Source organism: Pseudomonas hamedanensis, assembly GCF_014268595.2.
GTDB classification, from domain to species: domain Bacteria; phylum Pseudomonadota; class Gammaproteobacteria; order Pseudomonadales; family Pseudomonadaceae; genus Aquipseudomonas; species Aquipseudomonas hamedanensis.
In genome coordinates this window covers 260,257-286,755 of sequence record NZ_CP077091.1, presented here as the reverse complement: position 1 = coordinate 286,755, position 26,499 = coordinate 260,257, and the positions used below count along the sequence as shown (strand labels likewise).

General features: G+C 61.2%; 18 protein-coding genes. 9 read left to right on the top strand and 9 right to left on the bottom strand.

Annotation, left to right across the window (positions count from 1 at the left end):
- Window positions 1-79: 79 nt before the first annotated feature.
- The 7 genes from HU739_RS01295 to HU739_RS01265 all read right to left on the bottom strand — a co-directional run bounded on the left by HU739_RS01295 (window position 80) and on the right by HU739_RS01265 (window position 11,470).
- Window positions 80-1,609 (bottom strand): DHA2 family efflux MFS transporter permease subunit, encoded by a 1,530-nt coding sequence (locus HU739_RS01295; protein ID WP_110645493.1) that lies wholly within the window; start codon window positions 1,607-1,609, stop codon window positions 80-82.
- A 213-nt stretch (window positions 1,610-1,822) separates the two neighbouring features.
- Entirely contained in the window at window positions 1,823-3,025 is a 1,203-nt protein-coding gene (locus tag HU739_RS01290; protein WP_186549927.1) for an HlyD family secretion protein, read from the bottom strand.
- A gap of 15 nt (window positions 3,026-3,040) precedes the next feature.
- Window positions 3,041-4,510, bottom strand: coding sequence for an efflux transporter outer membrane subunit (locus tag HU739_RS01285; protein ID WP_186549925.1), 1,470 nt, complete (start codon window positions 4,508-4,510; stop codon window positions 3,041-3,043).
- Window positions 4,500-4,982, bottom strand: coding sequence for a MarR family winged helix-turn-helix transcriptional regulator (locus HU739_RS01280; protein ID WP_186549923.1), 483 nt, complete (start codon window positions 4,980-4,982; stop codon window positions 4,500-4,502). Before HU739_RS01280 ends, HU739_RS01285 begins: the two co-directional genes overlap by 11 nt.
- A gap of 372 nt (window positions 4,983-5,354) precedes the next feature.
- The gene (locus HU739_RS01275) at window positions 5,355-9,029 is read right to left on the bottom strand and encodes a translocation/assembly module TamB domain-containing protein (protein ID WP_186549920.1); all 3,675 of its coding nucleotides are present in this window, start codon (window positions 9,027-9,029) and stop codon (window positions 5,355-5,357) included.
- Complete coding sequence (locus HU739_RS01270; protein WP_186549918.1) at window positions 9,026-10,753, bottom strand: autotransporter assembly complex protein TamA; 1,728 nt, start codon at window positions 10,751-10,753, stop codon at window positions 9,026-9,028. The genes HU739_RS01275 and HU739_RS01270 overlap by 4 nt, the downstream gene beginning before the upstream one ends.
- Before the next feature lie 66 nt (window positions 10,754-10,819).
- A complete protein-coding gene (locus HU739_RS01265; RefSeq protein ID WP_186549916.1) occupies window positions 10,820-11,470 on the bottom strand; it encodes a GNAT family N-acetyltransferase in 651 nt (216 codons plus the stop codon).
- A 297-nt stretch (window positions 11,471-11,767) separates the two neighbouring features.
- Between HU739_RS01265 and xthA the strand changes: the two genes are divergently transcribed.
- Together xthA and HU739_RS01255 are read left to right on the top strand one after the other, a co-directional pair.
- Window positions 11,768-12,580 carry an exodeoxyribonuclease III gene (gene xthA / locus HU739_RS01260; protein WP_186549914.1) on the top strand — a complete coding sequence of 271 codons (813 nt, stop codon included), beginning with the start codon at window positions 11,768-11,770 and terminating at the stop codon, window positions 12,578-12,580.
- A 188-nt stretch (window positions 12,581-12,768) separates the two neighbouring features.
- The gene (locus HU739_RS01255; protein WP_186549912.1) at window positions 12,769-14,103 is read left to right on the top strand and encodes a substrate-binding domain-containing protein; all 1,335 of its coding nucleotides are present in this window, start codon (window positions 12,769-12,771) and stop codon (window positions 14,101-14,103) included.
- A 140-nt stretch (window positions 14,104-14,243) separates the two neighbouring features.
- On the opposite strand, the gene HU739_RS01250 is transcribed toward HU739_RS01255, so the two are convergent.
- Window positions 14,244-15,473: an acyl-CoA dehydrogenase gene (locus tag HU739_RS01250; protein ID WP_186549910.1), complete on the bottom strand. Its 1,230-nt coding sequence runs from the start codon at window positions 15,471-15,473 to the stop codon at window positions 14,244-14,246.
- A 183-nt stretch (window positions 15,474-15,656) separates the two neighbouring features.
- On the opposite strand from HU739_RS01250, the gene HU739_RS01245 reads away from it, so the two are divergent.
- The 3 genes from HU739_RS01245 (at window position 15,657) to HU739_RS01235 (ending at window position 18,224) form a co-directional block, all read left to right on the top strand.
- The gene (locus HU739_RS01245) at window positions 15,657-16,586 is read left to right on the top strand and encodes a LysR family transcriptional regulator (protein ID WP_186549908.1); all 930 of its coding nucleotides are present in this window, start codon (window positions 15,657-15,659) and stop codon (window positions 16,584-16,586) included.
- A gap of 197 nt (window positions 16,587-16,783) precedes the next feature.
- Window positions 16,784-17,182, top strand: a complete 399-nt coding sequence (locus HU739_RS01240) for a MerR family transcriptional regulator (protein WP_186549906.1) — start codon at window positions 16,784-16,786, stop codon at window positions 17,180-17,182.
- A 142-nt stretch (window positions 17,183-17,324) separates the two neighbouring features.
- A complete protein-coding gene (locus tag HU739_RS01235; protein WP_186549904.1) occupies window positions 17,325-18,224 on the top strand; it encodes a hydroxymethylglutaryl-CoA lyase in 900 nt (299 codons plus the stop codon).
- Between the two features lie 661 nt (window positions 18,225-18,885).
- Here HU739_RS01235 and HU739_RS01230 read toward each other — a convergent pair.
- The gene (locus HU739_RS01230) at window positions 18,886-20,583 is read right to left on the bottom strand and encodes an AMP-binding protein (RefSeq protein WP_186549902.1); all 1,698 of its coding nucleotides are present in this window, start codon (window positions 20,581-20,583) and stop codon (window positions 18,886-18,888) included.
- A 295-nt stretch (window positions 20,584-20,878) separates the two neighbouring features.
- Here HU739_RS01230 and HU739_RS01225 point away from each other — a divergent pair, with 295 nt between their 5' ends.
- From HU739_RS01225 to HU739_RS01210, 4 genes are all read left to right on the top strand, one after another.
- Window positions 20,879-22,042, top strand: a complete 1,164-nt coding sequence (locus HU739_RS01225) for an isovaleryl-CoA dehydrogenase (RefSeq protein ID WP_186549900.1) — start codon at window positions 20,879-20,881, stop codon at window positions 22,040-22,042.
- A 12-nt stretch (window positions 22,043-22,054) separates the two neighbouring features.
- On the top strand, window positions 22,055-23,662 hold the full coding sequence (locus tag HU739_RS01220) for a carboxyl transferase domain-containing protein (protein ID WP_186549898.1): 1,608 nt from the start codon (window positions 22,055-22,057) through the stop codon (window positions 23,660-23,662).
- A 79-nt stretch (window positions 23,663-23,741) separates the two neighbouring features.
- Entirely contained in the window at window positions 23,742-24,554 is an 813-nt protein-coding gene (locus HU739_RS01215) for a gamma-carboxygeranoyl-CoA hydratase (protein WP_186549896.1), read from the top strand.
- Window positions 24,554-26,491, top strand: a complete 1,938-nt coding sequence (locus HU739_RS01210) for an acetyl/propionyl/methylcrotonyl-CoA carboxylase subunit alpha (protein ID WP_186549894.1) — start codon at window positions 24,554-24,556, stop codon at window positions 26,489-26,491. The genes HU739_RS01215 and HU739_RS01210 overlap by 1 nt, the downstream gene beginning before the upstream one ends.
- The last annotated feature ends 8 nt before the right edge of the window (window positions 26,492-26,499 follow it).

The following is a 26,499-nucleotide window of genomic DNA, read 5'->3' as shown; positions in this document are numbered from 1 at the left end:
CTCCGCGTTCGGCATTGAAGGGACGCGGAGCGTCCCGGGCTGCATTCCCACGCGGAGCGTGGGAACGATCTTGCCAAGGTCAATGCCCGCTGGCGGCCGGCCCGGCCTTCGCCGCAAACGGCGGCTTCGCCAGCCACACGATCAAGATCAACCCCATGAACCCCCACCCGAGCAGCGTGAAGTAATCCACGGTCGAGAGCATGTAAGCCTGACTGGTCAGAATCTGATCCATCTGCGCATACGCCGACTGACTCGCCCCGCCCAGCGTATTCAAGGTCTCACGCGTCGCCGGCTCGAACGTGCTGATGCTCTCGCTCATGTAGGCATGATGCTGATCGGCCCGGCGAATCCAGATCCACGTCGTCAGCGACGCCGCAAAGCTGCCGCCCAACGTGCGCAGGAACGTCGCCAGACCCGCGCCATCGGCAATCTGGCTCGGCGGCAAGTCCGACATCAGAATGCTCAACGTCGGCATGAAGAACAGCGCCACGCCGATGCCCATGAACAACTGCACCAGGGCGATGTGCTGGAAATCGACCTCATTGGTGAACTCGGCGCGCATGAAGCAACTCAGGCCAATCGCCAGAAACGCAATGCCGGCGAGCAGACGCAGGTCAAACTTGTGCGCGTACTTGCCGACAAATGGCGACAGCAGCACCGGTAGAATACCGATCGGTGCCACGGCCAGACCGGCCCAGGTCGCGGTGTAGCCCATTTGCGTTTGCAGCCACTGCGGCAGGATCAGGTTGATGCCAAAGAAACCGGCGTAACCCAACACCAGCACCAGCGTGCCGATACGGAAGTTGCGATAGGCGAACAGGCGCAGGTTGACCACCGGATGGCGGTCGGTCATTTCCCAGATCACGAACACCGCCAGCGCCACCACAGAAATCGCCGCGCCGACGATGATGAAGTTCGACTCGAACCAGTCCAGGTCATTGCCCTTGTCGAGGATCACCTGCAACGCACCGACGCCGATGATCAGCGTAATCAACCCGACGTAATCCATCGGCTGACGGCTGGTCACGACCGGCCGTTTAGCCAGTTGCGAACGCACCACCATCACCGCAAAGATGCCGATCGGCACGTTGATAAAGAAGATCCATGGCCAGCTGTAACTGTCGGTGATCCAGCCACCGAGAATGGGCCCGGCAATCGGCGCGACCACCGTGACCATCGCCAATAACGCCAGGGCCATCCCGCGTTTCGCCGGCGGATACACCGCGATCAACAGGGTTTGGGTCATCGGGTACAGCGGCCCAGCGACCAGTCCCTGCAACACCCGAAAGCCAATCAGCTCGGGCATCGAGGTCGAGATACCACAGAGAAACGAGGCCAGCACAAACAGCATCGTCGCCCACAGAAACAGCTTCACCTCGCCGAAGCGGCGGCTGAGCCAACCGGTCAGCGGCAGCGCAATCGCGTTGCTCACCGCAAACGAAGTGATGACCCAGGTGCCCTGCTCCGAACTCACGCCGAGGTTGCCGGAGATCGTCGGCAGTGCGACGTTGGCGATGGTCGTGTCGAGTACTTGCATGAACGTCGCCAGCGACAGACCGATGGTGCTGAGCAACAGGCTGGGCGGCGTGAAAGAAGCGTTATTGCTCATGGTGAATCCTTTGGAACCGGGTTGGCGCTGCGTCCTGATGAACACAGCCGGCCTTGTGGGAACGGGCCCCTGTGGCGAGGGGATTTATCTGTGGCGAGGGGATTTATCCCCGCTGGACTGCGCAGCAGGCCCGTTTTTCCTGAGTCAAAAGCGGGGGCCGCTTCGCGACCCAGCGGGGATAAATCCCCTCGCCACAACTGAAAGATCGTGGTGTCAGCGCTGCGCGGTCTTGCCCGCCGCTGCGCTGTTGTCGTGAATCAGCTGCGCAATCATCGCGTCCGCTTCGGCCAGTTGGCGGTCGTAGACGTTGGTGCTGAACGAGGCCTTTTGCGGTGGTTGCTGCGCCAGCACCGGGCCGCTCTGATCGTGCAGATTCACTTCAACGTTGGTCGACAGCCCCACGCGCAATGGGTGCCTGGCCAATTCTTCGGCATTGATGTGAATGCGCACCGGCACCCGCTGCACAATCTTGATCCAGTTACCCGTAGCGTTCTGCGCCGGCAGCAGGGCAAACGCGCTGCCGGTACCGGCGCCGAGGCTGTCGACGGTACCGCTGTATTTCACGTCGCTGCCATAGATGTCGGCCTCGATATCCACCGGCTGACCGATGCGCATGTCGCGCAGTTGGGTTTCCTTGAAGTTGGCGTCGATCCACAGTTGATCCAGCGGAATCACCGCCATCAGCGCGGTGCCCGGCTGCACGCGCTGACCGAGCTGCACGGTGCGCTTGGCGACGTAACCGGTAACCGGCGCGATCAAGGTGCTGCGGGCATTGGTCAGGTAGGCCTGACGCAGATCGGCGGCGGCCGACATCACATCCGGATGCGACGAGACCACGGTGTCGTCGACCAGCGCGCTGGTGGTTTTCAGTTGCTGTCTGGCGTTGGCCAAGGCGTTCTGCGCCGAGGTCAGGTCATCGCGGGCGTGGGACAGCTCTTCCTGGGAAATCGCCCCGCCCTGGGCCAGATTTTTCCGCCGGTTGTAGTTGTCCTGCGCCTTCTGCACTTCGGCCTGTTGCGCGTTGACCTGGGCCTTCATGCCGTCGACGTTGCTGTACAAGCCGCGCACCTGGCGCACGGTGCGCGCCAGTTTGGCCTTGGCACTTTGCAGGCCGACTTCGGCATCGTTGGGGTCGAAGTTGACCAGCACCTGGCCTTCATGAACCAGATCACCGTCGTCGGCACCGATGCTGACCACGGTGCCGGTGACCAGCGGTGTAATTTCCACCACGTTGCCGTTGACGTAGGCATCATCGGTGCTTTCGTTAAAGCGTCCGATGAACTCGTGATAGGCCCAGACGCCGGCACAGGCGAGTGCGACCACAACGGCGAGGGTCAGCAGCAGCACTTTGCGTTTGCGCGGGTTACCGGTGTCCGGGGTGTTGTCTTGAGCTTGGGTGTTTTCGGCAGTGGCCATGACAAATACCTTGAATTAGGGGTGCGGCGTGGCTGGGCTGGCGTTGGCTGCGGTCAGGCTTTCACCCTGGAAGCCACCGCCCAGCGCTTGCATCAGTTGAATCGACAGGTCGATCTGCTCGGCATTCAGGGTCGCCAGTTGGCGCTGGGCCTGGAGCAATTGCTGCTCGATGCTGAGCACGTCCAGGTAGTTGCCGATGCCGGAACCGTAACGCTGGACGACGGTGTTGTAAGAATCCTGAGCGATGTCGGTGGCGTGTTGCTGCGCACCGATCTGTCGACCGATATCACGCAACTGGTTGATCGTGTCGCCAACATCGCCGAGGGCTTTCACCAGACTTTTGTTGTACTGCGCCACCGCCAGATCGTAATCGGCGTCGCGGGCATCGAGGTTGGCGCGCAGGCGTCCGCCATCGAAGATCGGCAGCGACACGGTCGGCGCGATGTTGAAGAAGCGACTCGCGGAACCGAACATCGCATCCCCCAGCAACGACTCGGCACCGGCCGAGGCCGACAGGTTGAGATTGGGATAGAAACGGGTTTTCGCCGCGTCGATATCTTTGCTCGCCGCTTCGACACGCCAGCGCGCCGCGACCAGATCCGGGCGGCGACCGAGCAGTTCCGCCGGCAACACCGACGGCACCGCCACAGCGCTGGCTTGCAGGACTTTCGGCCGGGCGATTTCGTTACCGCGATCCGGGCCTTTGCCGAGTAATACAGCCAAAGCGATTTTCGCGCTGTTCAGGCGCTTTTCCGCATCGATCAGGCTGGCCTGAGAACTGGCTTCCAGACTCTGGGTTTGCTGGAACTGGTACTGGCTGTCGATCCCCGAACTCAAGCGGCGCTGACTGAGGTCGAGCATTTGCCGGGTGCGCTTGAGGTCTTCACTGGCGAGGTCGTACACGATGTGCGCCTGGCCGAGATCGCTGTAAGCGCGGGCGACGTCAGCGGCGAGTGTCAGCTGCGCGGCCTGACGGTCGACTTCAGCAGCGCGAGCCTCGCCGAGTGACGCTTCCCAGGCATCGCGCTGGCCGCCCCACAAATCGAAGTTGTAATTGAAGCCGGCGCTGACATTGCGCACCGTCGCATAGGCACCGCCCTGCCCCAACGGATCCTGGTCGCGGGCCAGACGCGAACGGCTGATGCCGGCGCTGGCGTCGAGGGTCGGATAACGTTCGGCATCGGCGGCGTACGCGGCAGCACTGGCCTGATGCGCGCGGGCTTCGGCGATTTGCATGTCCGGGCTGTCGTGCAGGGCTTCGCGGATCAGACCGTCGAGCTGCGGATCGCCGAGGCTGCTCCACCAGTCGCTCTTCGGCCAGGCCGCCGGCGACAGGCTGACGCCCTGCAGAGACTGCGCTGTCTCAAGCTTCGCCGCGTCGAGGCGCTGGCCTTCGGTGTCGAGGCCGCTGTAGTTGGCGCACCCGGCGAGGATCATTGCCGACAGCAACAGCGTCAGGCTGCTGCGCAAGGTTTTAGCGCTCATTGTGTTCACCTAAACGCTGGACGGTGATCGGGTCGCCGGCCGCCAGGAGGATTTTCTTGAGGATGTACTCGAGGGTTTTCAGCTCATCGCGGGAGATGGCGCCGGCCAGCTCGTTCATCGCGTCGGCGCCGATGTACGGCAGACGATCGGCCAGGTGCTGGCCCTGCTCAGTCAGTTTCAGTTGCACCTGACGCCGATCGCCTTCGCTGCGCTGGCGGATCAGGAAACCTTTCTGCTCCAGACGATCAAGCATGCGCGTCATCGAACCGCTGTCCAGCGACAGATGCCGGCACAGCTCGGCCGGGGTGTCCACGCCAAACTGGGCCATGATGATCAACACCTTGAACTGCGCGGCGGTGATGCCGTGGGGTTCCATGTGGGTGTCGATGATCCGGTCCTTGAGCAACGCGGCACGGCCAAGCAACAGGCCGAGGTGGCAATGTTTGAATTCGTCGGGGGTGAAATGCTTCATGTGTCCACCTAATAACTGCCTAGGCAGTGAAAGTATGTCGAGATGTTACTGCTTAGGCAGCGAATGTCAACGCAATAGTTAGGGGGCTTGGTAATTAGTTGATCAGTAGGCTTGGTTTTTGCGGCGCGGCGCCGGACGCCATCGCTGGCAAGCCAGCTCCCACAGGGGGAACGCATTTTCAGTGTAGGAGTGAGCCTGCTCGCGATGAAGCCTTAAGCCGCACCCTCTCTGCTGGCTGGAAAGCCGCCTTCGCGAGCAGGCTCGCTCCCACATTTGACCTGTGGCAGGCACACATTCATGTCTGCTGGAGATCCCCGTGGGAGCGAGCCTGCTCGCGAAGGGCGCGACTCGGTTCAAATGAGCAGGTGTGCGCTAGAAATCGCGTTTGTAGAAAATATCCAGCGAACTGGCCACGCCGCTGGCCGCTTCGACATACACCTTCTTGCTCAGCTTGTAGCGCAACGCGATGGTGCTGGCCGGTTCGAACACGCCGACGCCGTAGCGCAAGCTGAGTTTCTCGGAGATGTTGCCGCTGGCGACGACGCTGGTGTCGTTGCCGCTGCCCTGAGTGTCGAGCTGGAAATCCTGAATCCCCAAGTCCTTGGCCAGACCACTGGTGACCCCGGCGCTGCCCATCAAGCCCAGGCCCAATGCGGCTTGCGCGAGCATGTTGTTGTCTTCGCCATTGGTGCTCAGCGGGCGTCCCAGCACCAGATAGGACAAGGCTTGCTCCTGACTCATGGCCGGTTCGGAGAAGATTTGCGTCGTCGGCTGTTCGGCGCTGCCACTGAGCCGGATGCCGGCGATGACGTCGTCGGTCTGGCGAATCGCCTCGATGTCCAGATACGGCTGGTCGATGGGCCCGGCAAACAACAGACGCGCACGCCGCACCGTCAGGCGCTGCCCGTAGGCGCGGTACTTGCCGTCGTTGAGCCAGAGTTCGCCACGGGTGTCCATGTTGTCGCCGATGTGCACCTGACCTTGCAGATTGGCAGTCAGGCCAAAACCGGCAAAACTCAGCTTGTCCTGGCCGACGATGACATCGATGTCCATTTTCATCGCGATGGGCGGTTTGCCCTCTTCGGTCTGCGCCCCGACGATGATGGTGTCGTCGGAGACTTTCACCGTCGACGGCGGTAGCTCGCGCACGGTGATTTCGCCCTTTGGCACCAGCACCTTGCCGGCAATTTTCAGCTCATCGCCGGCCATGGAAATTTTCAGATCCGGGGCCATCTCAAGCTTGGCGTAGGGTTCGACGCTGACCGGCAATTGCGTGCCCTTGAGTGCCAGGTCGACCACCAGCGCCGGCCCCCAGGCCACATCACCGTTGAGGCTGCCCTGCCCGCTCGGGCCACTTTTCCAGCCGCCGTCCAGACGCACCGCTTCGCCAGCGATCACCGCTTTGAGCTGCAAATCCTGCAACTCCATCGGCAGTTCGGCGCCAGACACTTCGCCGTCGCTGAGCTGCACGGTGCCATTGACCAATGGCGCGAGCAGGCCGCCGGAAAGCGTGCCGCTGCCGTTGAGGTGCCCGGTCAGTTTCTCCACCATCGGCACAAACGGCCGCGCCACGGACACGTCCAGACCGGTGAGGCGGAACGAGCCCGTCAGCGGTTTGTTTTTCGGCAGTGGATTGAGCTGCGCCTGCACCATCAACTCGCCCAGTTTGCCGCCGACGAAGTTGAGTTCGGTGTCGACGCGCTTGGGCGTGAGTTTGCTGGTGAGCTTGAGCGTCTGGTACGGAAAGTCCAGCCACTGCTCTTTGTCACGCACACGCAGGGTGCCACCACTGGCATCGACACTGACCACGCCGTTCGGGCCGCTCGCTGGCAGGTCCAGTTGCAGATCGGCGTTGAGCCGGCCCTGCCAGGCAAAGTCCTTGGGCAGCCACTGCGCCAGGCTTTCGATGGGGAATTGCTTGAGGTGATAGCGCAGTTTTGGCTCGGGCATCAGGCGCTGGTCTTCACCACACAGGCTGGCACTGCCGGACAGCCAGCAATGCGCACCGAAATTGATCTGGCCGTCCGCCAGGCGTTCCAGTCTGGCAGGGTTTTGCAGCTTCCAGCCCTGACCGCCGACCTGAATGTCGCCGCTGGCCAGCCGCCCGCGCCAGTTGCCTTGATCAAGCTTGCCGTCCAGGCCCAACGCCAGTTTCAGCTTCGGCCCGATCAGGTCGAGGTTGAGTTTCTGGCTCTTGATATCGCCCTGAGCATTGGCGGTCAGGGTGCCCAGCGAGGTATCGCCCGCGTGAATGCCGCTGCCCTTTAAATCGATCTTCGCCCGTTGCGCACTGCCGAGCGTGGCGTCGAGGTTAAGGCTTTGCAGGCGGTTGTCCTCAAACACCAGCTGCGAACCTTGCAGATTCAACTTGCCCTGCGGCGCCTTCAGCGTGCCGGCGGCGTTGAGCTGGCCGTTGATCTGCCCGCGCAACTGCGGCCACAGCTGGGCCAGTCGCGGCAATTTGATGTCGATCTGTCCGCTGAGTTTCTCGTGCAGACTGCCCTTGCCGCTGATGTGGTTATCGCCGAGGCGGATTTGCAGGGCGTTGAGGTTCCACTGTTCGCCGGCACCGTCAGCCTTGGCTTGCAGAATCGCCGGTTGACCACGCAGTTTGCCTTTGAGGTCGAGGTCGGCGCTGAGGCTCAGCCGTTCATTCTTCATTTCGCCTGTGCTTTTCAACGGCCCGGCCAACGTGCCCGGCAGTTCCGCGACCCAATACGCCGGGTTGAGCGCCGACAAGTCCAGCGCCGTGTCCCAGGCGATACCGTCGGCGAAGCGCACATTGACGTGCCCTTCTGCCTTGCCCTGTCCGGCCTGCATGACCAGTTGCGGCAAGGCGATCTGTTCGAGGCTGCCGCTGAACGGACTGCTCAGGGTGAACGCCCCCGCCGGGCCATCCAGCGCGGCGGCGAAGTTGCCCAGATATTGTCCGTCGGTGTAGGAGACTTCGCCGGTGAATGTACGCAAGGCAACTTGCGGCTCGTCGATCTCCGGGTAGAGCCGATGCCAAGGGAAGTCTTGCCAGTTGATGTTGGCCTGGGCGCTGAGGCCTTTGCTCCAGTCGACATTGCCGGTGAGCTTGAGGCTTTGCGTGTCGTTGGCGTTGAGGTCGAGTCCGGCAATCTGTGCGCCGCTGGCGTCGACCTTGCCTTTGAGCAGCAGCGCCACTGGCGATTTTTCGGCGGGCAAGGTTGCGTTGCCAAGCAGTTGATAGCCGTTTTTCAGGTCGCCTTCGCCCGTCAGTACAAGTTGATTGAATTGCAGGGTGTCAGGCAGATCGGCGCTGGGTTTGAACGCGTCGCTGGTGATGCGCACCTTGGCCGGGAGATTTTCCGCCAGCGCTTGCAGTTCACCGCTCAACTGGCCGTCGAGGTAGCCACGGCTGTCGGCTTGCAGGTTGAGGGTTTTCAGCAAATCGCCGTCGACTTTCAGCGCCAAGGTCCACGGCCCGCTGCCGGGAGCGGGCAAACTCAGATCGCCCTGAATCGTCAGCGGCCAGTTGCCGCTCGGTTGCAGCAAACCGGAGAGGTTCAGGCTGAGTTCGTCGCGCTGCAATTTCACGCTGTCGATCTGCAAGCCCTGAGCAGTCCAGTGCGCCGCCAGTTGCAAGCCCTTGAGCTGTTCGCTGCCGTTGAACAACAGGCTGCCCACCTCGACATCGCCCAGTTCAATAGCCAGCGGCAATTGCAGATCAGGCAGTTTGATCGGGCCGTTCTCGGTGGTTTCTTCGCTCGGTGGAAACTGCAGACTCACCTGATCGGCCTTGAGCTGATCGATGCACAAGGTCATGCGTGTCAGGCACAGCGGCGACCAGGCGAAGATGGCCTTGTTCAGCTCGACGCGACTGGTGTCCTTCTCCCAGAGCAGATGATCGGCGCTCCATTGGCCACCAAGGCGACCCTGAAAATTCTCCACGCTCAGGCCCGGTACCAGACCCAGCGCCCAACGGCTGCCCGCCTGCGTGCCGAGCACTGCGGCGAGGCTCGATACAATCAACACGAGCAGCGCCAACAGGCTCAGCGCCGTTATCTTCACACCACGCTTCACAGCTCAGGCCCCATGGAAAAGTGCAGCCGGATGCCGCCGTCGTCGTCCAGCGCGTGGGCCAGGTCGAGGCGGATCGGCCCGACCGGCGAGACCCAGCGCACACCCACACCGACCCCGGTCTTGAGGTTCGGCAGTTCGAGTTTGTTGAAAGAGTTGCCCTGGTCGACAAAGGTCGCGACCCGCCATTTCTCGGCGACCGAATACTGATATTCGACGCTGCCGGCGACCATGTAACGGCCACCGATGCGGTCGCCCTTGGAGTTTTTCGGCGACAGGCTCTGATAGTCGTAACCGCGCACGCTCTGATCGCCACCGGCAAAGAAGCGCAGCGAAGGCGGGATCGAGTTGTAGCCGTTGGTGGCGCTGCCGCCGACTTGTACGCGACCGAGCAGACGGTGCTTGTCGAAGACGGTGGTCAGGCCTTTGACCAACGCCGTGCCATAGAGAAGGTTGTTGTCCGAACCGAGGCCTTCCTTGGCCACTTTGCTTTCGAAGCTCAGGCGATAGCCGTTGCGCGGGTCGATACGGTTGTCACTTTTCAGGTACGAATAACTGATGCCAGGCATCAGCAACGTACTGAGACCGGAGTCGTCACCCAGTTCATATTCTTCGCGCTGCCATTTCAACGAGATCACGCGTTGCCAGCCGCTGGGCAACTTGCTGTGCCATTCCGGGCCGAAGGTGAGCAGTTTGCTCAACGTGTCGGAGCCTTCAATGTCCTCGAATTGATAACCGCCGGCCCAGCGCAGTTTGTCGGTCAATGGCGGATCGAGCGGAATGTCGTAGAACAGCCCGACGTTTTGCCGTGGCGCCGACAGCTCGGCTTCCCAACCATAGCTGTCGCCCTGCGGATTGACCCAGTGCCGCGTCCAGTTAGCCCTGACTCGCGGGCCGACATCGGTCGAGTAGCCGAGACCCAGGCCCATGGTCCGTGGTTTGCGCGTGTCGAGCTTGACGTCCACCGGGATCACATCGTTCTTCGCCGCGGTCGGCGCGGCGTCAACACGCACGCCTTCAAAATAGCCGCTCGATTGCAGGTCGCGGTTGAGTTCGGCGATCAGTTCGGAGTCGTAGGGTTCGCCTGCCTTGAATGGCACCATGCGTTGCAGCAGGTCTTCGTCGAACGGCGTGTCGCCTTCGAAACTGACTTTGCCCAGCGCATAACGCGGGCCGCTGTCGTAGATCAATTCAATGTCGGCCACACCCGCGCGCGGGTCGACCAAAAGCTTTTGGCTGGTGAAGCGACCGCTGAAGAAACCGAAACGCGAGGCCTGGTTCTGGATCACTCGCTTGGCGTCTTCGTAGCGGCCATGGTTGAGTGGCGCACCGGATTTGAGCTGATCGCTCTTCGGTACGCGAAAGGATTTGAGCGAGGCCGCCGGGCCGTCGACGCGGATGATGACGTTGCGCAGGCGAATCGGCTCGCCGGGGTCGATGTTCAGCACCAGGCGCGGTTTATCGCCGCCCCTGACGTCACTTTCAATCTGCGCCTGGTAATAGCCCAACGCCTGGGCAGCCTTGCGCGCCTGCTCCTCGGCACCGCGACTGAAGCGCTGCAAGGCTTCTTCGTCGCGGTCGCCGAGGCTGCCGATATAGCCTTCTATATTGGCCTTGAGTTCATCGTTGGACGGTTTGATCCGCACATCCAATTCACTTTGCGCCAGCGCCGCGCAGCTGGATAACAGCATCAGCACGCCACTGGTAAATCTTCCTGGAAACTTCATAGGCGCGGATGCTATCACGGGCTTGGGAGCCTGATAGAACAGGAAATTTCTGAAGAAGTTCGATGATTAACCCGTTGCTGTTTGTAACACCTGCGGATTGGCGTGGAAAAAGACGTGTTCGCGCACCGGCCCGACGGCAACCTCGCCGATCTCCTGATAACCCTGCCTTTTATAGAATTCCAGGTAGCGCGGGTTGCCGGTGTCGAGCACCACGCCTTGCGAGGTTTCATCCACCGCGCACCAGTTGTGCACCGCCGTCAGCAATTGTTCGCCGTAGTGCTTGCCCTGAAACTGCGGGTGTACGCCGAGCAACGGCAGCATGTGCACCGAGTCACCGGGCACGCACGCCGCGACGGCATCGTGATACTCCAGATAACGCCGGGTGCAGCGAAACCCGGTGCTGAGCACCATGCGCAGGCGCCATGCCCAACTTTCGGTGATACCGAGGCGACGTTGTGGCGGTGCAATCAAGGCAATGCCGATCAGTCGGTCGTTGACCAGCAGGCCGATGGCGGGCAGGTCCTGGAGAAAATGCTGTTTGACCCGTTCGCGCACCGTCGCGCGCACGCGCTGTTCATAACCGGGGCGCTCGGCTTCGAACAGATACCCGAAGGTCGGTTCGTGACGATAGGCCTGATACAACAACGAGCGGGCTTCGCGGGAATAGCCGCGGTCGAGCATATGAATGTCGGCGATGGCGGTCTGGGTTTCAGGCATGACGGTGGATCTCCCCGGGGCGCGCTCGGAGGATGGCGCGCTTGTTGGTACGAACCTTTTGACGGTGGCGTGGTTCCCTCACAGGTTAGACCAGCCCTGGATCTTCATCGAATGTGGGGACGCTATCGCGAGCAGGCGAAGGCCTACATTTTGGAATGCGTTCCCCTGTAGGAGTGAGCCTGCTCGCGATAGCGTCATCACTAACAACATGAATCCCACAGGTGAAATTGATTTGTCCCACACTGGCCCATCTCCCCCATGTCAGCTAGCATCGCCCTTTTGCCAGGACTGCCGACCATGAAGATCGTTTCCTTCAACATCAACGGACTGCGTGCCCGTCCGCATCAGTTGGCAGCGCTGATCGAAAAACACCAGCCGGATGTAATCGGCCTGCAGGAAACCAAGGTTCACGACGACCAGTTCCCCCTCGACGACATCCGCGCGCTCGGCTACCACGTGCATTTCCATGGCCAGAAAGGCCATTACGGCGTGGCCCTGCTGTCACGCCGCGAGCCGATTGCCATCCACAAAGGCTTCGCCACCGATGACGAAGACGCCCAGCGCCGTTTCATCTGGGGCACTTTTGCTGACGCCGATGGCGTGCCGGTGACGATCATGAACGGCTATTTCCCACAGGGAGAAAGCCGCGACCACCCGACCAAATTCCCCGCCAAGCAGCGTTTCTACAGCGACTTGCAAGCGCTGCTGGAAAGCCAGTTCCATAACGAACAGCCGCTGGTGGTGATGGGCGATGTGAACATCTCCCCGGAAGACTGCGACATCGGCATCGGCCCGGACAACATGAAGCGCTGGCTGAAAACCGGCAAATGCAGCTTCCTGCCCGAAGAGCGCGAATGGATGGCGCGCCTGAAGAACTGGGGCCTGACCGACAGCTATCGTCATCTCAACCCGGACGTGACGGACATGTTCAGCTGGTTCGACTACCGCAGCCGTGGGTTTGAGGATGAGCCCAAGCGCGGGCTGCGAATTGACGTGATTCTCGCGTCCAACGGCTTGCTGCCGCGGGTCAAGGATGCCGGCGTGGACTACGAACTGCGCGGGATGGAAAAGCCGTCGGACCATGCGCCGATCTGGCTGGAACTGGCCTGATCCCAAGTCTTACGCAATACCTGTAGGAGTGAGCCTGCTCGCGATAGCGTAGTGTCAGTCGATGCAAATGTTGACTGATATATGGCTATCGCGAGCAGGCTCACTCCTACAAAGGACCGTTGTCATCTCCAAGTCATCTTTCTGACTTAATCTCCCCGGCAATCCCCTTGGCTTGATTCGGTGCCGGCATGACCCTGCGTGTTCTGTTCGTCTTTCTCTCGAGTGCCTGGCTGACGGTGGCTGCCGCCGCCCTGCCCATTCCGGAAAACGGCCCGGCGTTGCGCATTCAAGGTTCCAACACCATCGGCGCCGAACTCGGCCCGGCACTGGTTGAAGGCCTGCTGCAGGAACAGGGCTTGCTGAAAGTCCACCGCGAAACCCCGGACACCGCCAACGAACAACGCATCGTCGGCCAGACCGCCCAAGGTCAACGCGTGGTCGTCGACGTTGCCGCCCACGGTTCCAGCACCGGCTTCACCGCCTTGAAAAACGCCAGCGCCGATCTGGCCGCCGCCTCCCGTGAGATCAAGGACAGCGAGCTGCTCAGCCTGCAATCACTCGGCGATCTGAAGAGTCCTGCCGCCGAACAGGTCATCGCCATCGATGGCTTGGCGATCATCCTTCATCCCGATAATCCCCTTCAGCAACTGGACACCGCCCAACTGGCGCGGATCTTCGCCGGCGAAGTGAAAACCTGGGAAGCCCTCGGCGGTCGTGGCGGGGCCATCCATTTATATGCGCGGGATGATCAGTCCGGCACGTACGACACGTTCAAGGAATTGGTCCTCAGTCGTCATGGGAAAAGTCTGAGCAGCGCAGCGAAAAGGTTTGAAGCCAGCGAGCAATTGTCCGACGCGGTCAGCAGTGACCCGCAAGCCATCGGCTTCATCGGCTTGCCATATGTGCGCCAGGCCAAAGCGCTGGCGATTGCCGATGGCGCATCGCAAGCGATGTTGCCGCTCAACAGCCTGATCGCCACCGAGGATTATCCGTTATCCCGGCGGCTGTTTTTCTACCTGCCGCCCGACAGCCAGAATCCGTGGGCGCAGGCCTTGGCGGCGTTTGCGCAAAGCCCCCAAGGCCAGGCGATTGTCGCGGCCAGCGGGTTTATCAGTCAGACCGTACACGCCATGACCGTCGCGCCGAATGCACTGATGCCCGAGGGTTATCAATCGCTCAGCCGTCACGCCCAGCGTCTGACGGTGAATTTTCGTTTTGAAGAAGGCAGCGCGAGCCTGGACAACAAGGCCCGGCAGGATCTGGCGCGGGTGTTCGACTATATAAAGCGTCACGGCAAGATGGATCGGGCGGTGACGCTGGTGGGCTTTGGCGATCTCAAGGATGATCCGGCGCGCGCCGATCTGCTGTCCAGACTGCGGGCGATGACGGTGCGCCGCGAGTTGGTCAAGAACGGCGTGGTGTTGCGCGAGGTGCGCGGGTTCGGCGCGTTGATGCCGGTGGCGGCTAATAGCGCCGATGAGGGACGGATCAAGAATCGGCGGGTTGAGGTTTGGGTGTATTGACTCAGCCCCTGATGTAGTGAACCTGCTTACGCCATCGCGGGCAAGCCCGCTCCCACAGGTTCCGATGGTGAACACGAGACTCATGTCCACTGCAGATCCCTGTGGGAGCGGGCTTGCCCGCGATGAACGATAACGCGGTGTTACTGACCGCTACGCAACATCTCCTTCGGCACATATTTGCCGATCTCGAACTTGCCGATCGCCGCGCGGTGCACTTCGTCCGGGCCGTCAGCCAGGCGCAGGGTGCGCTGCATGGCATACATATAGGCCAGCGGGAAATCGTTCGACACCCCCGCCCCGCCATGCATCTGAATGGCGCGGTCGATCACCCGCAACGCAACGTTTGGCGCCACCACTTTGATCTGGGCGATTTCGCTTTTCGCCACTTTGTTGCCGACCGTGTCCATCATGTACGCCGCTTTCAATGTCAGCAGACGCGCCATGTCGATCTCCATCCGCGAGTCGGCGATCTTGTCGACATTGCCGCCCAGGCGTGCCAGCGGTTTGCCGAACGCGGTGCGGCTCACCGAACGTTTACACATCAGTTCCAAGGCACGTTCAGCCATGCCGATCGAACGCATGCAGTGGTGAATCCGGCCCGGGCCGAGGCGACCCTGAGCGATTTCGAAGCCGCGCCCTTCGCCAAGCAGGACGTTTTCGTAAGGCACGCGCACGTTGTCGAACAGCACTTCGGCATGACCGTGCGGTGCATCGTCGTAACCGAACACCGGCAGCGGACGGACAATTTTTACCCCGGGGGTATCGACCGGGACGAGGATCATCGAGTGCTGGGCGTGACGCGGGGCGTCGGGGTTGCTCAGGCCCATGAAGATCAGAATCTTGCAGCGCGGATCGCAGGCGCCGGAGGTCCACCATTTTTTGCCGTTGATCACCCACTGATCGCCATCGCGCACCGCGCTGGCGGCCATGTTGGTCGCGTCGGAAGACGCCACGTCCGGCTCGGTCATGGCGAACGCCGAACGGATCTCGCCGCGCAGCAGCGGTTCCAGCCAGCGCTGTTTCTGCTCTTCGTTGGCATAGCGCACCAGCACTTCCATGTTGCCGGTGTCCGGCGCCGAGCAGTTGAACGGCTCCGGCCCCAGCAGGGAACGGCCCATGATTTCCGCCAGCGGCGCGTATTCGAGGTTGCTCAGGCCGGCACCGAGTTCGGACTCAGGCAGAAACAGATTCCACAGACCTTCAGCCTTGGCCTTGGCTTTGAGCTCTTCCATGATCGCCGTCGGCTGCCAGCGATCACCTTCGGCGACCTGGCGTTCGAACACCGCTTCGGCCGGGTAAACGTAAGTGTCCATGAACGCAGTCACGCGCTCACGCAGTTCTTGCACCTTGGGCGAATAAGCGAAATCCATGAGCAGCTCCCGATGGTTAAGGCAGTTCTTGCAGAGGTTGTTCAAGTCATGCAATCGATGCTAGAACAGCGCTGATCATTTACCTAGCCTATTCTCGGCGTGTATAAACATTCATCACCAATATATGATCCGCTGATCGTCAGCCCCAAAACACTTGCACTTAATAACAAGAGAAGCCGCGTTATGAATCTGAGTAAGGTCGACCTCAACCTTTTCATCGTCTTCGACGCGATCTACACCGAAGCCAACCTGACCCGCGCCGGGCAGATTGTCGGCATCACGCAGCCGGCGGTGTCGAACGCGCTGGCACGGTTGCGCGAAACCTTCAACGACCCGCTGTTTGTGCGCACGGCCCAGGGCATGGTGCCGACGCCGATGGCGCAGAACATCATCGGCCCGGTGCGCAACGCCCTGTCGCTATTGCGCGTGTCGGTGCAGGAAAGTCGCATTTTCAACCCGGCGCAGGCGGTCAAGACCTACCGCATCAGCATGACCGACCTCACTGAAGCGATAATCCTGCCGCCACTGTTCCAGCGCTTGCGCCGCCTGGCGCCGACGGTGATTATCGAAAGCTTTCTGTCCAAACGTCGGGAAACCACCAAGGAACTGGCGGCCGGGCGTCTGGATTTCGCCGTGGATGCGCCGCTCAACACTGACCCACAGGTGCGCCACGTCAAGCTGATGGACGACCGTTACGTCTGTGCGATGCGCAAGGGCCATCCGATGGCGGGCAAGGACAAACTCAGCCTCGATGACTACCTGTCGCTGACTCACATCCATATTTCCAGCCGCCGCAGCGGTCTGGGTTATGTCGATCTGGCACTGGGCAAAATGGGCATCCAGCGCAAGATCGCCCTGCGCTCGCAGCACTATCTGATGGCCTCGCAAGTGATGCAGCAGACCGACATGGTCATGACCGTACCGGAGCGGTTTGCCCGCCGGCACGAACTGCAGGCGTTCAATTTGCCGGTCAACGACGTGCCGTCGGTGGAGACGCATCTGTACTGGCATGAAAGCACCGACCAGGACCCGGCCAACCGCTGGATGCGCGAACAGATGATCGAGTTGTGCCAGCAGGTGACGGCGCAGGAGAAGAAGCTGGATAAGGTGTAGGGCGTTTTACCGGGTTATCGTTCTTCGCGAGCAAGCCCGCTCCCACATTCGACCGCATTCCTTCAGTTGGAATGCAATTCAATGTGGGAGCGGGCTTGCTCGCGAAGAGGCCAACAAATGCAGCGAAGATCTTGAACCTTGACGTAAACGTAAACCACCGATTAGCTTAGCGCCACGCCCCCTTTCCGAGCGCTTTCATGAGCAGTCAGACTTACAGCATTTCCGACCTCGCCCGCGAGCTGGACATCACCACCCGGGCGATCCGCTTTTATGAAGAGCAAGGCCTGCTCAGTCCTGAGCGTCGTGGCCAGGAACGCATTTACTCACCGCGCGACAAGGTCACGCTGAAACTGATCCTGCGTGGCAAACGCATCGGCTTCTCGCTGGCCGAATGCCGCGAGCTGATCGAGCTTTACGATCCGTCGAGCGGTAACACCAGACAGCTCAACAGCATGCTGGCGAAAATCAGCGAGCGCCGTGAACAGCTTGAGCAACAGCTGCTCGATATCGAGCAGATGAAGCTGGAACTCGATACCGCCGAAGAGCGCTGTGTGCAGGCGTTGGAGCAGACGCTCAAAAGCCAGCAGGTGGTCTAGCCAACACCACATCCCCCTGTAGGAGTGAGCCTGCTCGCGATAGCGGAGTGTCAGAAACAAATATGATGACTGACACTCCGCTATCGCGAGCAGGCTCACTCCTACAAAGGGATCTCCACGAATTCAACAGAGCAGGTCAGCCATGTCCCTCCCCTCCCAAGTACGCCTGATCGAAGTCGGCCCACGCGACGGCCTGCAGAACGAAGCCCAACCCATCAGCGTGGCCGACAAGGTGCAACTGGTCGATGCCCTCAGCGCTGCTGGCCTGGGCTATATCGAAGTGGGCAGTTTCGTCTCGCCCAAGTGGGTGCCGCAGATGGCCGGCTCGGCCGAGGTCTTCGCGCAGATCCAGCGTAAACCGGGGGTGACCTACGGCGCACTGGCGCCGAACCTGCGCGGCTTCGAAGATGCCGTCGCCGCCGGGGTCAAGGAAGTCGCGGTGTTTGCCGCCGCCTCCGAAGCCTTTTCGCAACGCAACATCAATTGCTCGATCAGCGAAAGCCTGGCGCGGTTCGCACCGATCATGGAGGCGGCCAGACAACACGGCGTTACCGTGCGTGGTTACGTTTCCTGTGTGTTGGGCTGCCCGTATGAAGGCACGGTCGCGCCGGAGCAAGTGGCGCTGGTCGCCCGCGAGCTGTACGCGATGGGCTGCTACGAGGTGTCGCTGGGCGACACCATCGGCACAGGGACCGCCGGGGCGACTCGACGCCTGTTCGAAGTGGTGTCGGCGCACGTGCCGCGAGACAAGCTCGCCGGGCATTTCCACGACACTTACGGCCAGGCCATGGCCAACATTTACGCCAGCCTGCTCGAAGGCATCGCCGTGTTCGACAGTTCGATCGCCGGCCTCGGCGGTTGCCCTTACGCCAAGGGCGCGAGCGGTAACGTTGCCACCGAGGACGTGGTGTACCTGCTCAACGGCCTGGGGATCGAGACCGGCATCGACCTGGACACCTTGATTGTCGCGGGCCAGCAGATCAGCGCCGTGCTCGGCCGGCCCAGCGGCTCGCGCGTGGCCAAGGCGCGCAGCGCACAGTGAAGTGTTACCGCTGCGTCGACGATGTGGGGCAAAAGCGAGTAACACGGAAACAAATTGTCTGGATTGCTCCGACCCGAAAAACCCTGAAAATCCTAAGCAATTGATTTGTAAGGGTTTTAAAAAGTTGGCACGACACCTGCTATCTCTATCGCATAACAAGAATAAAAAGCCGCAAACCAATAAAAACAAGACGAAACGACTCTGACATAACAAAAACAACACGGCAGAGACGCAGCTAACAGATTTTTTTGGAGAAGGTGTGCTTTTCAGGGTGCTCTCAGGAGTGACCCGCAACCGGGCAGAGAACAATAAAACTACCTTCAGGTAGCTCCCGAATCGGTTGGATCGCTTGGCGAGAAAGCAGATCAGCGCTCAAAAAAATACGTTTGCTCTTGACCCCGGATGGGGGTCGCCAAAAACAGCGGTAAAGGGCCACGGTTGCCAAAAACAACAACAGACCGACCCTCAATAATAAAAAAGAGCACGCGACGACAAAATTAAAGGGGAGCTTCGGCTCCCCTTTGTGCTTTGTGCAATTCCAAATTTCACCGCGCATCCCCTGTAGGCCTTCGCCTGCTCGCGATAGCGATGTATCAGTCTATATTTGCATCGGCTGACACGACGCTATCGCGAGCAGGCGAAGGCCTACATTTGGTCTTCTTCAGGCCTGCCTTCCGCGCAGCTCTTCGATACTGATCTCGCGCATGCGGAATTTCTGGATCTTGCCCGTCACTGTCATCGGAAACGCTTCAACGAATTTGAAGTGCCGCGGCGTCTTGAAGTGCGCGATACGTTCCTTGCACCAGGCTTGCAGTTCCAGTTCCGAGGCGCTGTGGCCGGGGTGGAATTTGATCCAGGCGACAATTTCTTCGCCATAGCGCGAACACGGAATGCCGATCACCTGGACGTCGGCCACCGCCGGGTGAGTGAAGAAAAACTCCTCCAGTTCACGCGGATAAATATTCTCGCCGCCACGGATGATCATATCCTTGTTGCGCCCGGCGATATTGACGTAGCCCGCCTCGTTCATGCTCGCCAGGTCGCCGGTGTGCATCCACCCTGCCTCGTCGATGGCTTCTGCGGTGGCCTGCGGGTTGTTCCAGTAACCCAGCATCACGCTGTAGCCGCGGGTGCAGAGTTCGCCGATGGTGCCTCGGGGTACTAGATTCCCGGCCTCGTCGATGATTTTGCTTTCCAGCTGCGGCTGGGTGCGGCCGACGGTCGTCACGCGCAATTCCAGTTCGTCGTTCGGTCCGGTCTGTAGCGATACCGGGCTGGTTTCGGTCATGCCGTAGGCAATCTGCACTTCGCTCATGTGCATCTCGCGAATGACCCGGCGCATGACTTCAATCGGACACGTGGCGCCGGCCATGATGCCGGTGCGCAGGCTCGACAGATCGAATTCGCCGCGCTGTGGCTGATCGAGCATGGCGATAAACATGGTGGGGACGCCGTACAGGCCCGTGGCCCTTTCCTCGGCGACGGCTTGCAGGGTCAGCAGCGGATCGAATGCATCGTTGGGGTAAATCATCGTGCTGCCATGGGTGATGCAGCCGAGGTTGCCCATGACCATGCCAAAGCAGTGATACAGCGGCACCGGGATCATCAGGCGATCGGCGGGGGTCAGGCCGATGCTCTCGCCGACCATGAAACCGTTGTTGAGGATGTTGTAGTGACTGAGGGTGGCACCTTTGGGAAAACCGGTGGTGCCGGAGGTGTACTGGATGTTCACCGGTTGATCGAAATGCAGGCTGTCGCTGCGTTCGCATAATTGTTGCGGCGAGACACTGCGGGCCAGATCGGCCAGTTGCGACCATGGCAGGAAGCCGGATGGCGGTTGCGCATCGAGACTGATCACCCCGCGCAGGTCCGGCAGGCGTTCGCTGTGCAACTGGCCGATGGATTGTTCGGCCAGTTCCGGCGCCAGGCCCTGCAGCATTTCGTGATAGTTCGAGGTTTTGAACGCGCCTGCACAGACCAGCCATTGACAGCCGGACTGCTTGAGCACGTATTCGAGCTCGGAACTGCGGTACGCCGGGTTGATGTTGACCAGGATCACGCCGATTTTCGCCGTGGCGAACTGGCTGATGCACCACTGCGCGCAATTGGGTGTCCAGATGCCGAGGCGGTCACCGGCCTGCAAACCGAGGGCGAGCAAGGCGCGGGCATGCAAGTCCACGGCGTCGCCCAGTTGCCGCCAGGAATAACGCAACTGTTGATGGCGCACCACCAGCGCCTCGCCGTCCGGGTACTGCGCGACAGTCTGATCGAAGCGCTGACCGATGGTCATCGCCAGCAAGGCTTTGTCCTGAGAACCGCGGGTATAGCTGCGCTGCGGTGTTGCACTGGGTTGATCCATGATGACCCCTATTGTCTTTATTAGTGGGTGTATCGAAGTGCCCTTTGTAGGAGTGAGCCTGCTCGCGATAGCGGTGTGTCAGTCGAGGCAAACATTGACTGGTACGACACTATCGCGAGCAGGCTCACTCCTACATGAAGCTCTCCGTTTTCGATCCTGAACTGTCCTTACTCTCGCCCAGGTTGACGCTTACGTAAAGCCGATTGACAGTCGAAGTCATGAAGCTTTACGTTTACGTAAAGCTGAACGCCGATTCTCGAGCGCTCCACCCGATAAAAAAGCCAAAAGGTGACCCATGAGCTATCCATCCCTGAACTTCGCCCTCGGTGAAACCATCGACATGCTGCGCGATCAGGTTCAGTCCTTTGTCGCCGACCAGATTGCGCCGCGGGCGGCGCAGATCGATCAGGACAACCTGTTCCCGGCCGACATGTGGCGCAAATTCGGTGACATGGGCCTGCTCGGCATTACCGTACCGGAAGAGTACGGCGGCGCCGGCCTGGGTTATCTGGCGCACGTGGTGGCGATGGAAGAAATCAGCCGCGGCTCGGCGTCGGTGGCGTTGTCCTACGGCGCGCATTCCAACCTCTGCGTCAACCAGATCAACCGCAACGGCAACCACGAACAAAAGACCAAGTATCTGCCCAAGCTGATCAGCGGCGAGCACGTCGGCGCCCTGGCGATGAGCGAACCCAACGCCGGTTCCGACGTGGTCTCGATGAAACTGCGCGCGGACAAACGCGGCGACCGTTTCGTGCTCAATGGCAGCAAAACCTGGATCACCAACGGCCCCGACGCCAACACTTACGTGATCTACGCCAAGACCGATCTGGAAAAAGGCCCGCACGGCATCACTGCGTTCATCGTCGAGCGCGACTGGAAAGGCTTCAGCCGCAGCAACAAATTCGACAAGCTCGGCATGCGCGGCTCCAACACGTGCGAGCTGTTTTTCGATGACGTTGAAGTGCCGGAAGAAAACATCCTCGGCGTACTCAACGGCGGCGTGAAAGTGCTGATGAGCGGCCTCGATTACGAGCGCGTGGTGCTCTCGGGCGGCCCGACCGGGATCATGCAATCGTGCATGGACCTGATCGTGCCGTACATCCACGACCGCAAGCAGTTCGGCCAGAGCATCGGCGAATTCCAGCTGATCCAGGGCAAAGTCGCCGACATGTACACCCAACTCAACGCCAGCCGCGCCTACCTTTACGCCGTTGCCCAGGCCTGCGAGCGCGGCGAAACCACGCGCAAGGACGCCGCCGGGGTGATCCTCTACACCGCCGAACGCGCCACGCAAATGGCCCTCGACGCGATCCAGATTCTCGGCGGCAACGGCTACATCAACGAATTCCCCGCGGGCCGCCTGCTGCGTGACGCCAAGCTGTATGAAATCGGCGCCGGCACCAGCGAAATCCGCCGCATGCTGATCGGCCGTGAATTGTTCAACGAAACCCGCTAAACGGAGCTGACCATGGCAACCCTGCACACTCAGCTCAACCCGCGTTCAGCGGAGTTCGCCGCCAACAGCGCGGCGATGCTCAAACAGGTCGACGCCCTGCAGACCCTGCTCGCCCAAGTGGCGCAGGGTGGCGGCGCGAAAGCCCAGGAGCGACACACCTCGCGCGGCAAGTTGCTGCCGCGTGAGCGCATCAATCGCCTGCTCGACCCTGGCTCGCCGTTTCTCGAGATCAGCCAACTCGCCGCGCACGCCGTGTATGGCGAAGAGGTGCCCGCCGCCGGGGTGATCGCCGGGATCGGTCGGGTCGAAGGCGTCGAATGCATGATCGTCGCCAACGACGCGACGGTGAAGGGTGGCTCGTACTACCCGTTGACCGTGAGAAAACACCTGCGCGCGCAGACCATCGCCCAGCAGAATCGCTTGCCATGCATTTATCTGGTGGACTCGGGTGGCGCCAATTTGCCGCGCCAGGACGAGGTGTTTCCGGACCGCGAGCACTTCGGGCGGATCTTTTTCAATCAGGCCAACATGAGCGCCATGGGCATCCCGCAGATTGCCGTGGTCATGGGCTCGTGCACCGCTGGCGGCGCTTATGTGCCGGCGATGGCGGACGAGGCGATCATGGTGCGCAACCAGGCGACGATTTTCCTCGCCGGGCCGCCGCTGGTGAAGGCCGCGACCGGCGAAGTAGTCAGCGCCGAAGACCTGGGCGGTGCTGACGTGCACTGCAAGACTTCCGGCGTGGCCGACCACTACGCCGAGAGTGACGAACACGCCCTCGCCCTCGCCCGCCGCAGTGTCGCCAACCTCAACTGGCGCAAGCTCGGCGAGCTGCAGCAACGCACGCCGATCGCGCCGCTGTACGCCAGCGATGAGTTGTATGGCATCGTTCCGGCCGACGCCAAGCAGCCGTTCGACGTGCGCGAAGTGATCGCACGGCTGGTCGACGGTTCGCTGTTCGATGAGTTCAAAGCGCTGTTCGGCACCACACTGGTCTGCGGTTTCGCCCATCTGCATGGCTACCCGATCGCGATTCTGGCGAACAACGGCATCCTCTTCGCCGAAGCCGCGCAGAAAGGCGCGCACTTTATCGAACTGGCCTGCCAGCGCGGCATTCCGTTGCTGTTTCTGCAAAACATCACCGGTTTCATGGTCGGGCAGAAATACGAGGCCGGCGGCATCGCCAAGCACGGCGCAAAACTGGTGACCGCGGTGGCGTGCGCCAAGGTGCCGAAATTCACCGTGATCATCGGCGGCAGCTTTGGGGCTGGCAATTACGGCATGTGCGGGCGGGCCTATGATCCGCGTTTCCTGTGGATGTGGCCGAATGCGCGAATCGGTGTGATGGGCGCCGAACAGGCGGCCGGCGTGCTGGTGCAGGTCAAGCGAGAACAGGCCGAGCGCGGCGGTCAGGCGTTCAGCGCCGAACAGGAAGCCGAGATCAAACAACCGATCCTTGATCAATACGAAGAACAGGGCCACCCCTACTATTCCAGCGCCCGGCTATGGGACGACGGCGTCATCGACCCGGCGCAGACCCGCGACGTGCTGGCCCTGGCCTTGTCCGCGTCGTTGAACGCGCCAATCGAACCGAGCCGCTTCGGCGTGTTCCGGATGTGATGCCTTTTTTGTGGGAGCGAGCCTGTGTGGCGAGGGAGCTTGCTCCCGCTCCTGCAAAAAACCGTGGAGACGGATGAATATGAGTGATTTCAACACCCTTGAGCTCCAGAGTGACCCACGCGGCTTCGCCACGCTGTGGCTCAACCGCGCCGAGAAGAACAACGCTTTCAACGCCGAAATGATTCGTGAATTGATCCTCGCCCTCGACAAGGTCGCCAGCGATGCCAGCCTGCGTTTCCTGTTGCTGCGTGGACGCGGCAGGCATTTCAGTGCCGGCGCCGACCTGGCCTGGATGCAGCAATCGGCGGAACTCGATTACAACACCAACCTCGACGACGCCCGTGAACTGGCAGAGCTGATGTACAACCTCGCCAAACTGAAAATCCCTACCGTGGCCGTGGTACAAGGCGCGGCGTTCGGTGGCGCGCTTGGACTGATCAGTTGCTGCGACATGGCCATCGGTGCCGATGATGCGCAGTTCTGCCTGTCGGAAGTGCGCATCGGCCTGGCGCCGGCAGTGATCAGTCCGTTCGTGGTGCAGGCGATCGGCGAACGTGCGGCACGGCGTTATGCGCTGACGGCCGAGCGCTTCGGCGGGCAGCGCGCGCGGGAGATCGGCCTGTTGTCGGAGAGCTATCCGGCTGCAGAACTCGATCAACAGGTCGAACAGTGGATCGACAATTTGCTGCTCAACAGCCCCGCCGCCATGCGCGCCAGCAAAGATCTGCTGCGTGAGGTCGGCAACGGTGCGCTGACCCCGGCCCTGCGCCGCTACACCGAAAATGCCATCGCGCGGATTCGTGTCAGCCCGGAAGGCCAGGAAGGCTTGCGTGCCTTTCTGCAAAAACGCCCGCCGAACTGGCAAGCCGCAACCACTCAGGAGTCGCGTTGATGAGCGCACCCGTGATTACCACCTTGCTGGTGGCCAACCGTGGCGAAATCGCCTGCCGCGTGATGCGCACCGCCAAAGCCCTCGGACTGACCACCGTCGCCGTGCACAGCGCCACCGACCGCGAGGCGCGACACAGCCGTGAAGCGGATATTCGCGTCGATCTGGGCGGCAGCAAAGCGGCCGACAGTTACCTGCAAATCGACAAACTGATTGCCGCGGCCAAGGCCAGCGGCGCGCAGGCCATTCATCCGGGGTACGGTTTTTTGTCCGAGAACGCCGGGTTCGCCCGCGCGATCGAGGCGGCCGGGCTGGTGTTCCTCGGTCCGCCCGCCTCGGCCATCGACGCCATGGGCAGCAAGTCCGCCGCCAAAGCCCTGATGGAAACGGCGGGCGTGCCGCTGGTGCCGGGCTACCACGGCGAAGCGCAAGACCTCGACACCTTCCGTGAGGCGTGTGAACGCATTGGTTATCCGGTGCTGCTCAAGGCCACGGCCGGCGGCGGCGGTAAAGGCATGAAAGTGGTTGAGCATGTCGGTCAGTTGGCGGAAGCCCTCGCCTCCGCGCAACGTGAAGCGCAATCGTCGTTCGGCGATTCGCGGATGCTGGTGGAAAAGTACCTGCTCAAGCCGCGCCATGTGGAAATCCAGATCTTTGCCGATCAGCACGGTCATTGCCTGTACCTGAACGAGCGCGATTGCTCGATTCAGCGACGCCATCAGAAAGTCGTCGAAGAAGCCCCCGCGCCAGGCCTGACGCCTGAGCTGCGGCGAGCGATGGGCGAAGCGGCGGTCCGTTCGGCGCAAGCGATCGGTTACGTCGGCGCCGGCACCGTTGAGTTTTTGCTGGATGCTCGCGGTGAGTTCTTCTTCATGGAGATGAACACGCGGTTGCAGGTTGAGCACCCGGTGACAGAAGCCATTACCGGCCTGGATCTGGTTGCCTGGCAAATTCGCGTTGCCCGTGGTGAGGCGCTGCCGATCACCCAGGCGCAAGTGCCGCTCAACGGGCACGCCATTGAAGTGCGGCTGTATGCCGAAGACCCGGCGAACGACTTTTTGCCGGCGACTGGTCGCCTCGACCTGTACCGCGAATCCGCTGCGGGACCGGGGCGCCGGGTCGACAGCGGCGTTGCCGAAGGTGACGAGATTTCGCCTTTCTACGACCCGATGCTCGGCAAGCTGATTGCCTGGGGCGAGGATCGCGAGCAGGCTCGCCTGCGCTTGTTGAGCATGCTCGATGAGTTCGCGATTGGCGGCCTGAAGACCAATATCAACTTCCTGCGCCAGATCATTGCCCACCCGGCGTTTGCCGCCGCTGAGCTGGACACCGGTTTTATCCCGCGTTATCAGGAGCATTTGCTGCCCGTGCCGGGGGCGCTGAGCGATGCTTTCTGGCATACCGCCGCACAGGCCGTTGCGCAAAGTTTGCCGGCGGACGATACACAGTCGCCGTGGGCGTCAGCCAGTGGTTGGCGTGCCGGCCTGCCCAGCGAGATCACCCTTCACTTGAGCTGTGAGGGCGAGGATCGCGCACTGACCTTGAACGCAGATGGCAACGTAAGGCTTTGCGGCGAAACACTGTTGATCGAACACGACGGTGTTCGTCGCCAGGTACGAGCGATTCGTCGGCATGACGCGGTGTATTTGCAATGGGATGGCCAGTTGCGCCGCATCGAAACGTACGATCCGATCAGCGCCGTGGAAGCTAGCCACAGTCATCAGGGCGGGCTGACCGCGCCGATGAACGGCAGCATCGTCCGCGTGCTGGTCGAGGCCGGACAAACCGTCGAAGCGGGCGCTCAGCTCGTGGTGCTGGAAGCCATGAAAATGGAGCACAGCATTCGTGCGCCCCATGCGGGCGTGGTCAAGGCGCTCTATTGCCAGGAAGGCGAAATGGTCGGCGAAGGCAGCACGCTGGTGGAACTGCAAGAGCTGTGAACAAGCCG

Bases quoted from the DNA above. Each gene is read 5' to 3' on its own strand.
- HU739_RS01295 (WP_110645493.1), bottom strand. From the start codon at position 1,609: ATGAGCAATAACGCTTCTTTCACGCCGCCCAGCCTGTTGCTCAGCACC.
- HU739_RS01290 (WP_186549927.1), bottom strand. From the start codon at position 3,025: ATGGCCACTGCCGAAAACACCCAAGCTCAAGACAACACCCCGGACACC.
- HU739_RS01285 (WP_186549925.1), bottom strand. From the start codon at position 4,510: ATGAGCGCTAAAACCTTGCGCAGCAGCCTGACGCTGTTGCTGTCGGCA.
- HU739_RS01280 (WP_186549923.1), bottom strand. From the start codon at position 4,982: ATGAAGCATTTCACCCCCGACGAATTCAAACATTGCCACCTCGGCCTG.
- HU739_RS01270 (WP_186549918.1), bottom strand. From the start codon at position 10,753: ATGAAGTTTCCAGGAAGATTTACCAGTGGCGTGCTGATGCTGTTATCC.
- HU739_RS01265 (WP_186549916.1), bottom strand. From the start codon at position 11,470: ATGCCTGAAACCCAGACCGCCATCGCCGACATTCATATGCTCGACCGC.
- xthA (WP_186549914.1), top strand. From the start codon at position 11,768: ATGAAGATCGTTTCCTTCAACATCAACGGACTGCGTGCCCGTCCGCAT.
- HU739_RS01255 (WP_186549912.1), top strand. From the start codon at position 12,769: ATGACCCTGCGTGTTCTGTTCGTCTTTCTCTCGAGTGCCTGGCTGACG.
- HU739_RS01250 (WP_186549910.1), bottom strand. From the start codon at position 15,473: ATGGATTTCGCTTATTCGCCCAAGGTGCAAGAACTGCGTGAGCGCGTG.
- HU739_RS01245 (WP_186549908.1), top strand. From the start codon at position 15,657: ATGAATCTGAGTAAGGTCGACCTCAACCTTTTCATCGTCTTCGACGCG.
- HU739_RS01240 (WP_186549906.1), top strand. From the start codon at position 16,784: ATGAGCAGTCAGACTTACAGCATTTCCGACCTCGCCCGCGAGCTGGAC.
- HU739_RS01235 (WP_186549904.1), top strand. From the start codon at position 17,325: ATGTCCCTCCCCTCCCAAGTACGCCTGATCGAAGTCGGCCCACGCGAC.
- HU739_RS01230 (WP_186549902.1), bottom strand. From the start codon at position 20,583: ATGGATCAACCCAGTGCAACACCGCAGCGCAGCTATACCCGCGGTTCT.
- HU739_RS01225 (WP_186549900.1), top strand. From the start codon at position 20,879: ATGAGCTATCCATCCCTGAACTTCGCCCTCGGTGAAACCATCGACATG.
- HU739_RS01220 (WP_186549898.1), top strand. From the start codon at position 22,055: ATGGCAACCCTGCACACTCAGCTCAACCCGCGTTCAGCGGAGTTCGCC.
- HU739_RS01215 (WP_186549896.1), top strand. From the start codon at position 23,742: ATGAGTGATTTCAACACCCTTGAGCTCCAGAGTGACCCACGCGGCTTC.
- HU739_RS01210 (WP_186549894.1), top strand. From the start codon at position 24,554: ATGAGCGCACCCGTGATTACCACCTTGCTGGTGGCCAACCGTGGCGAA.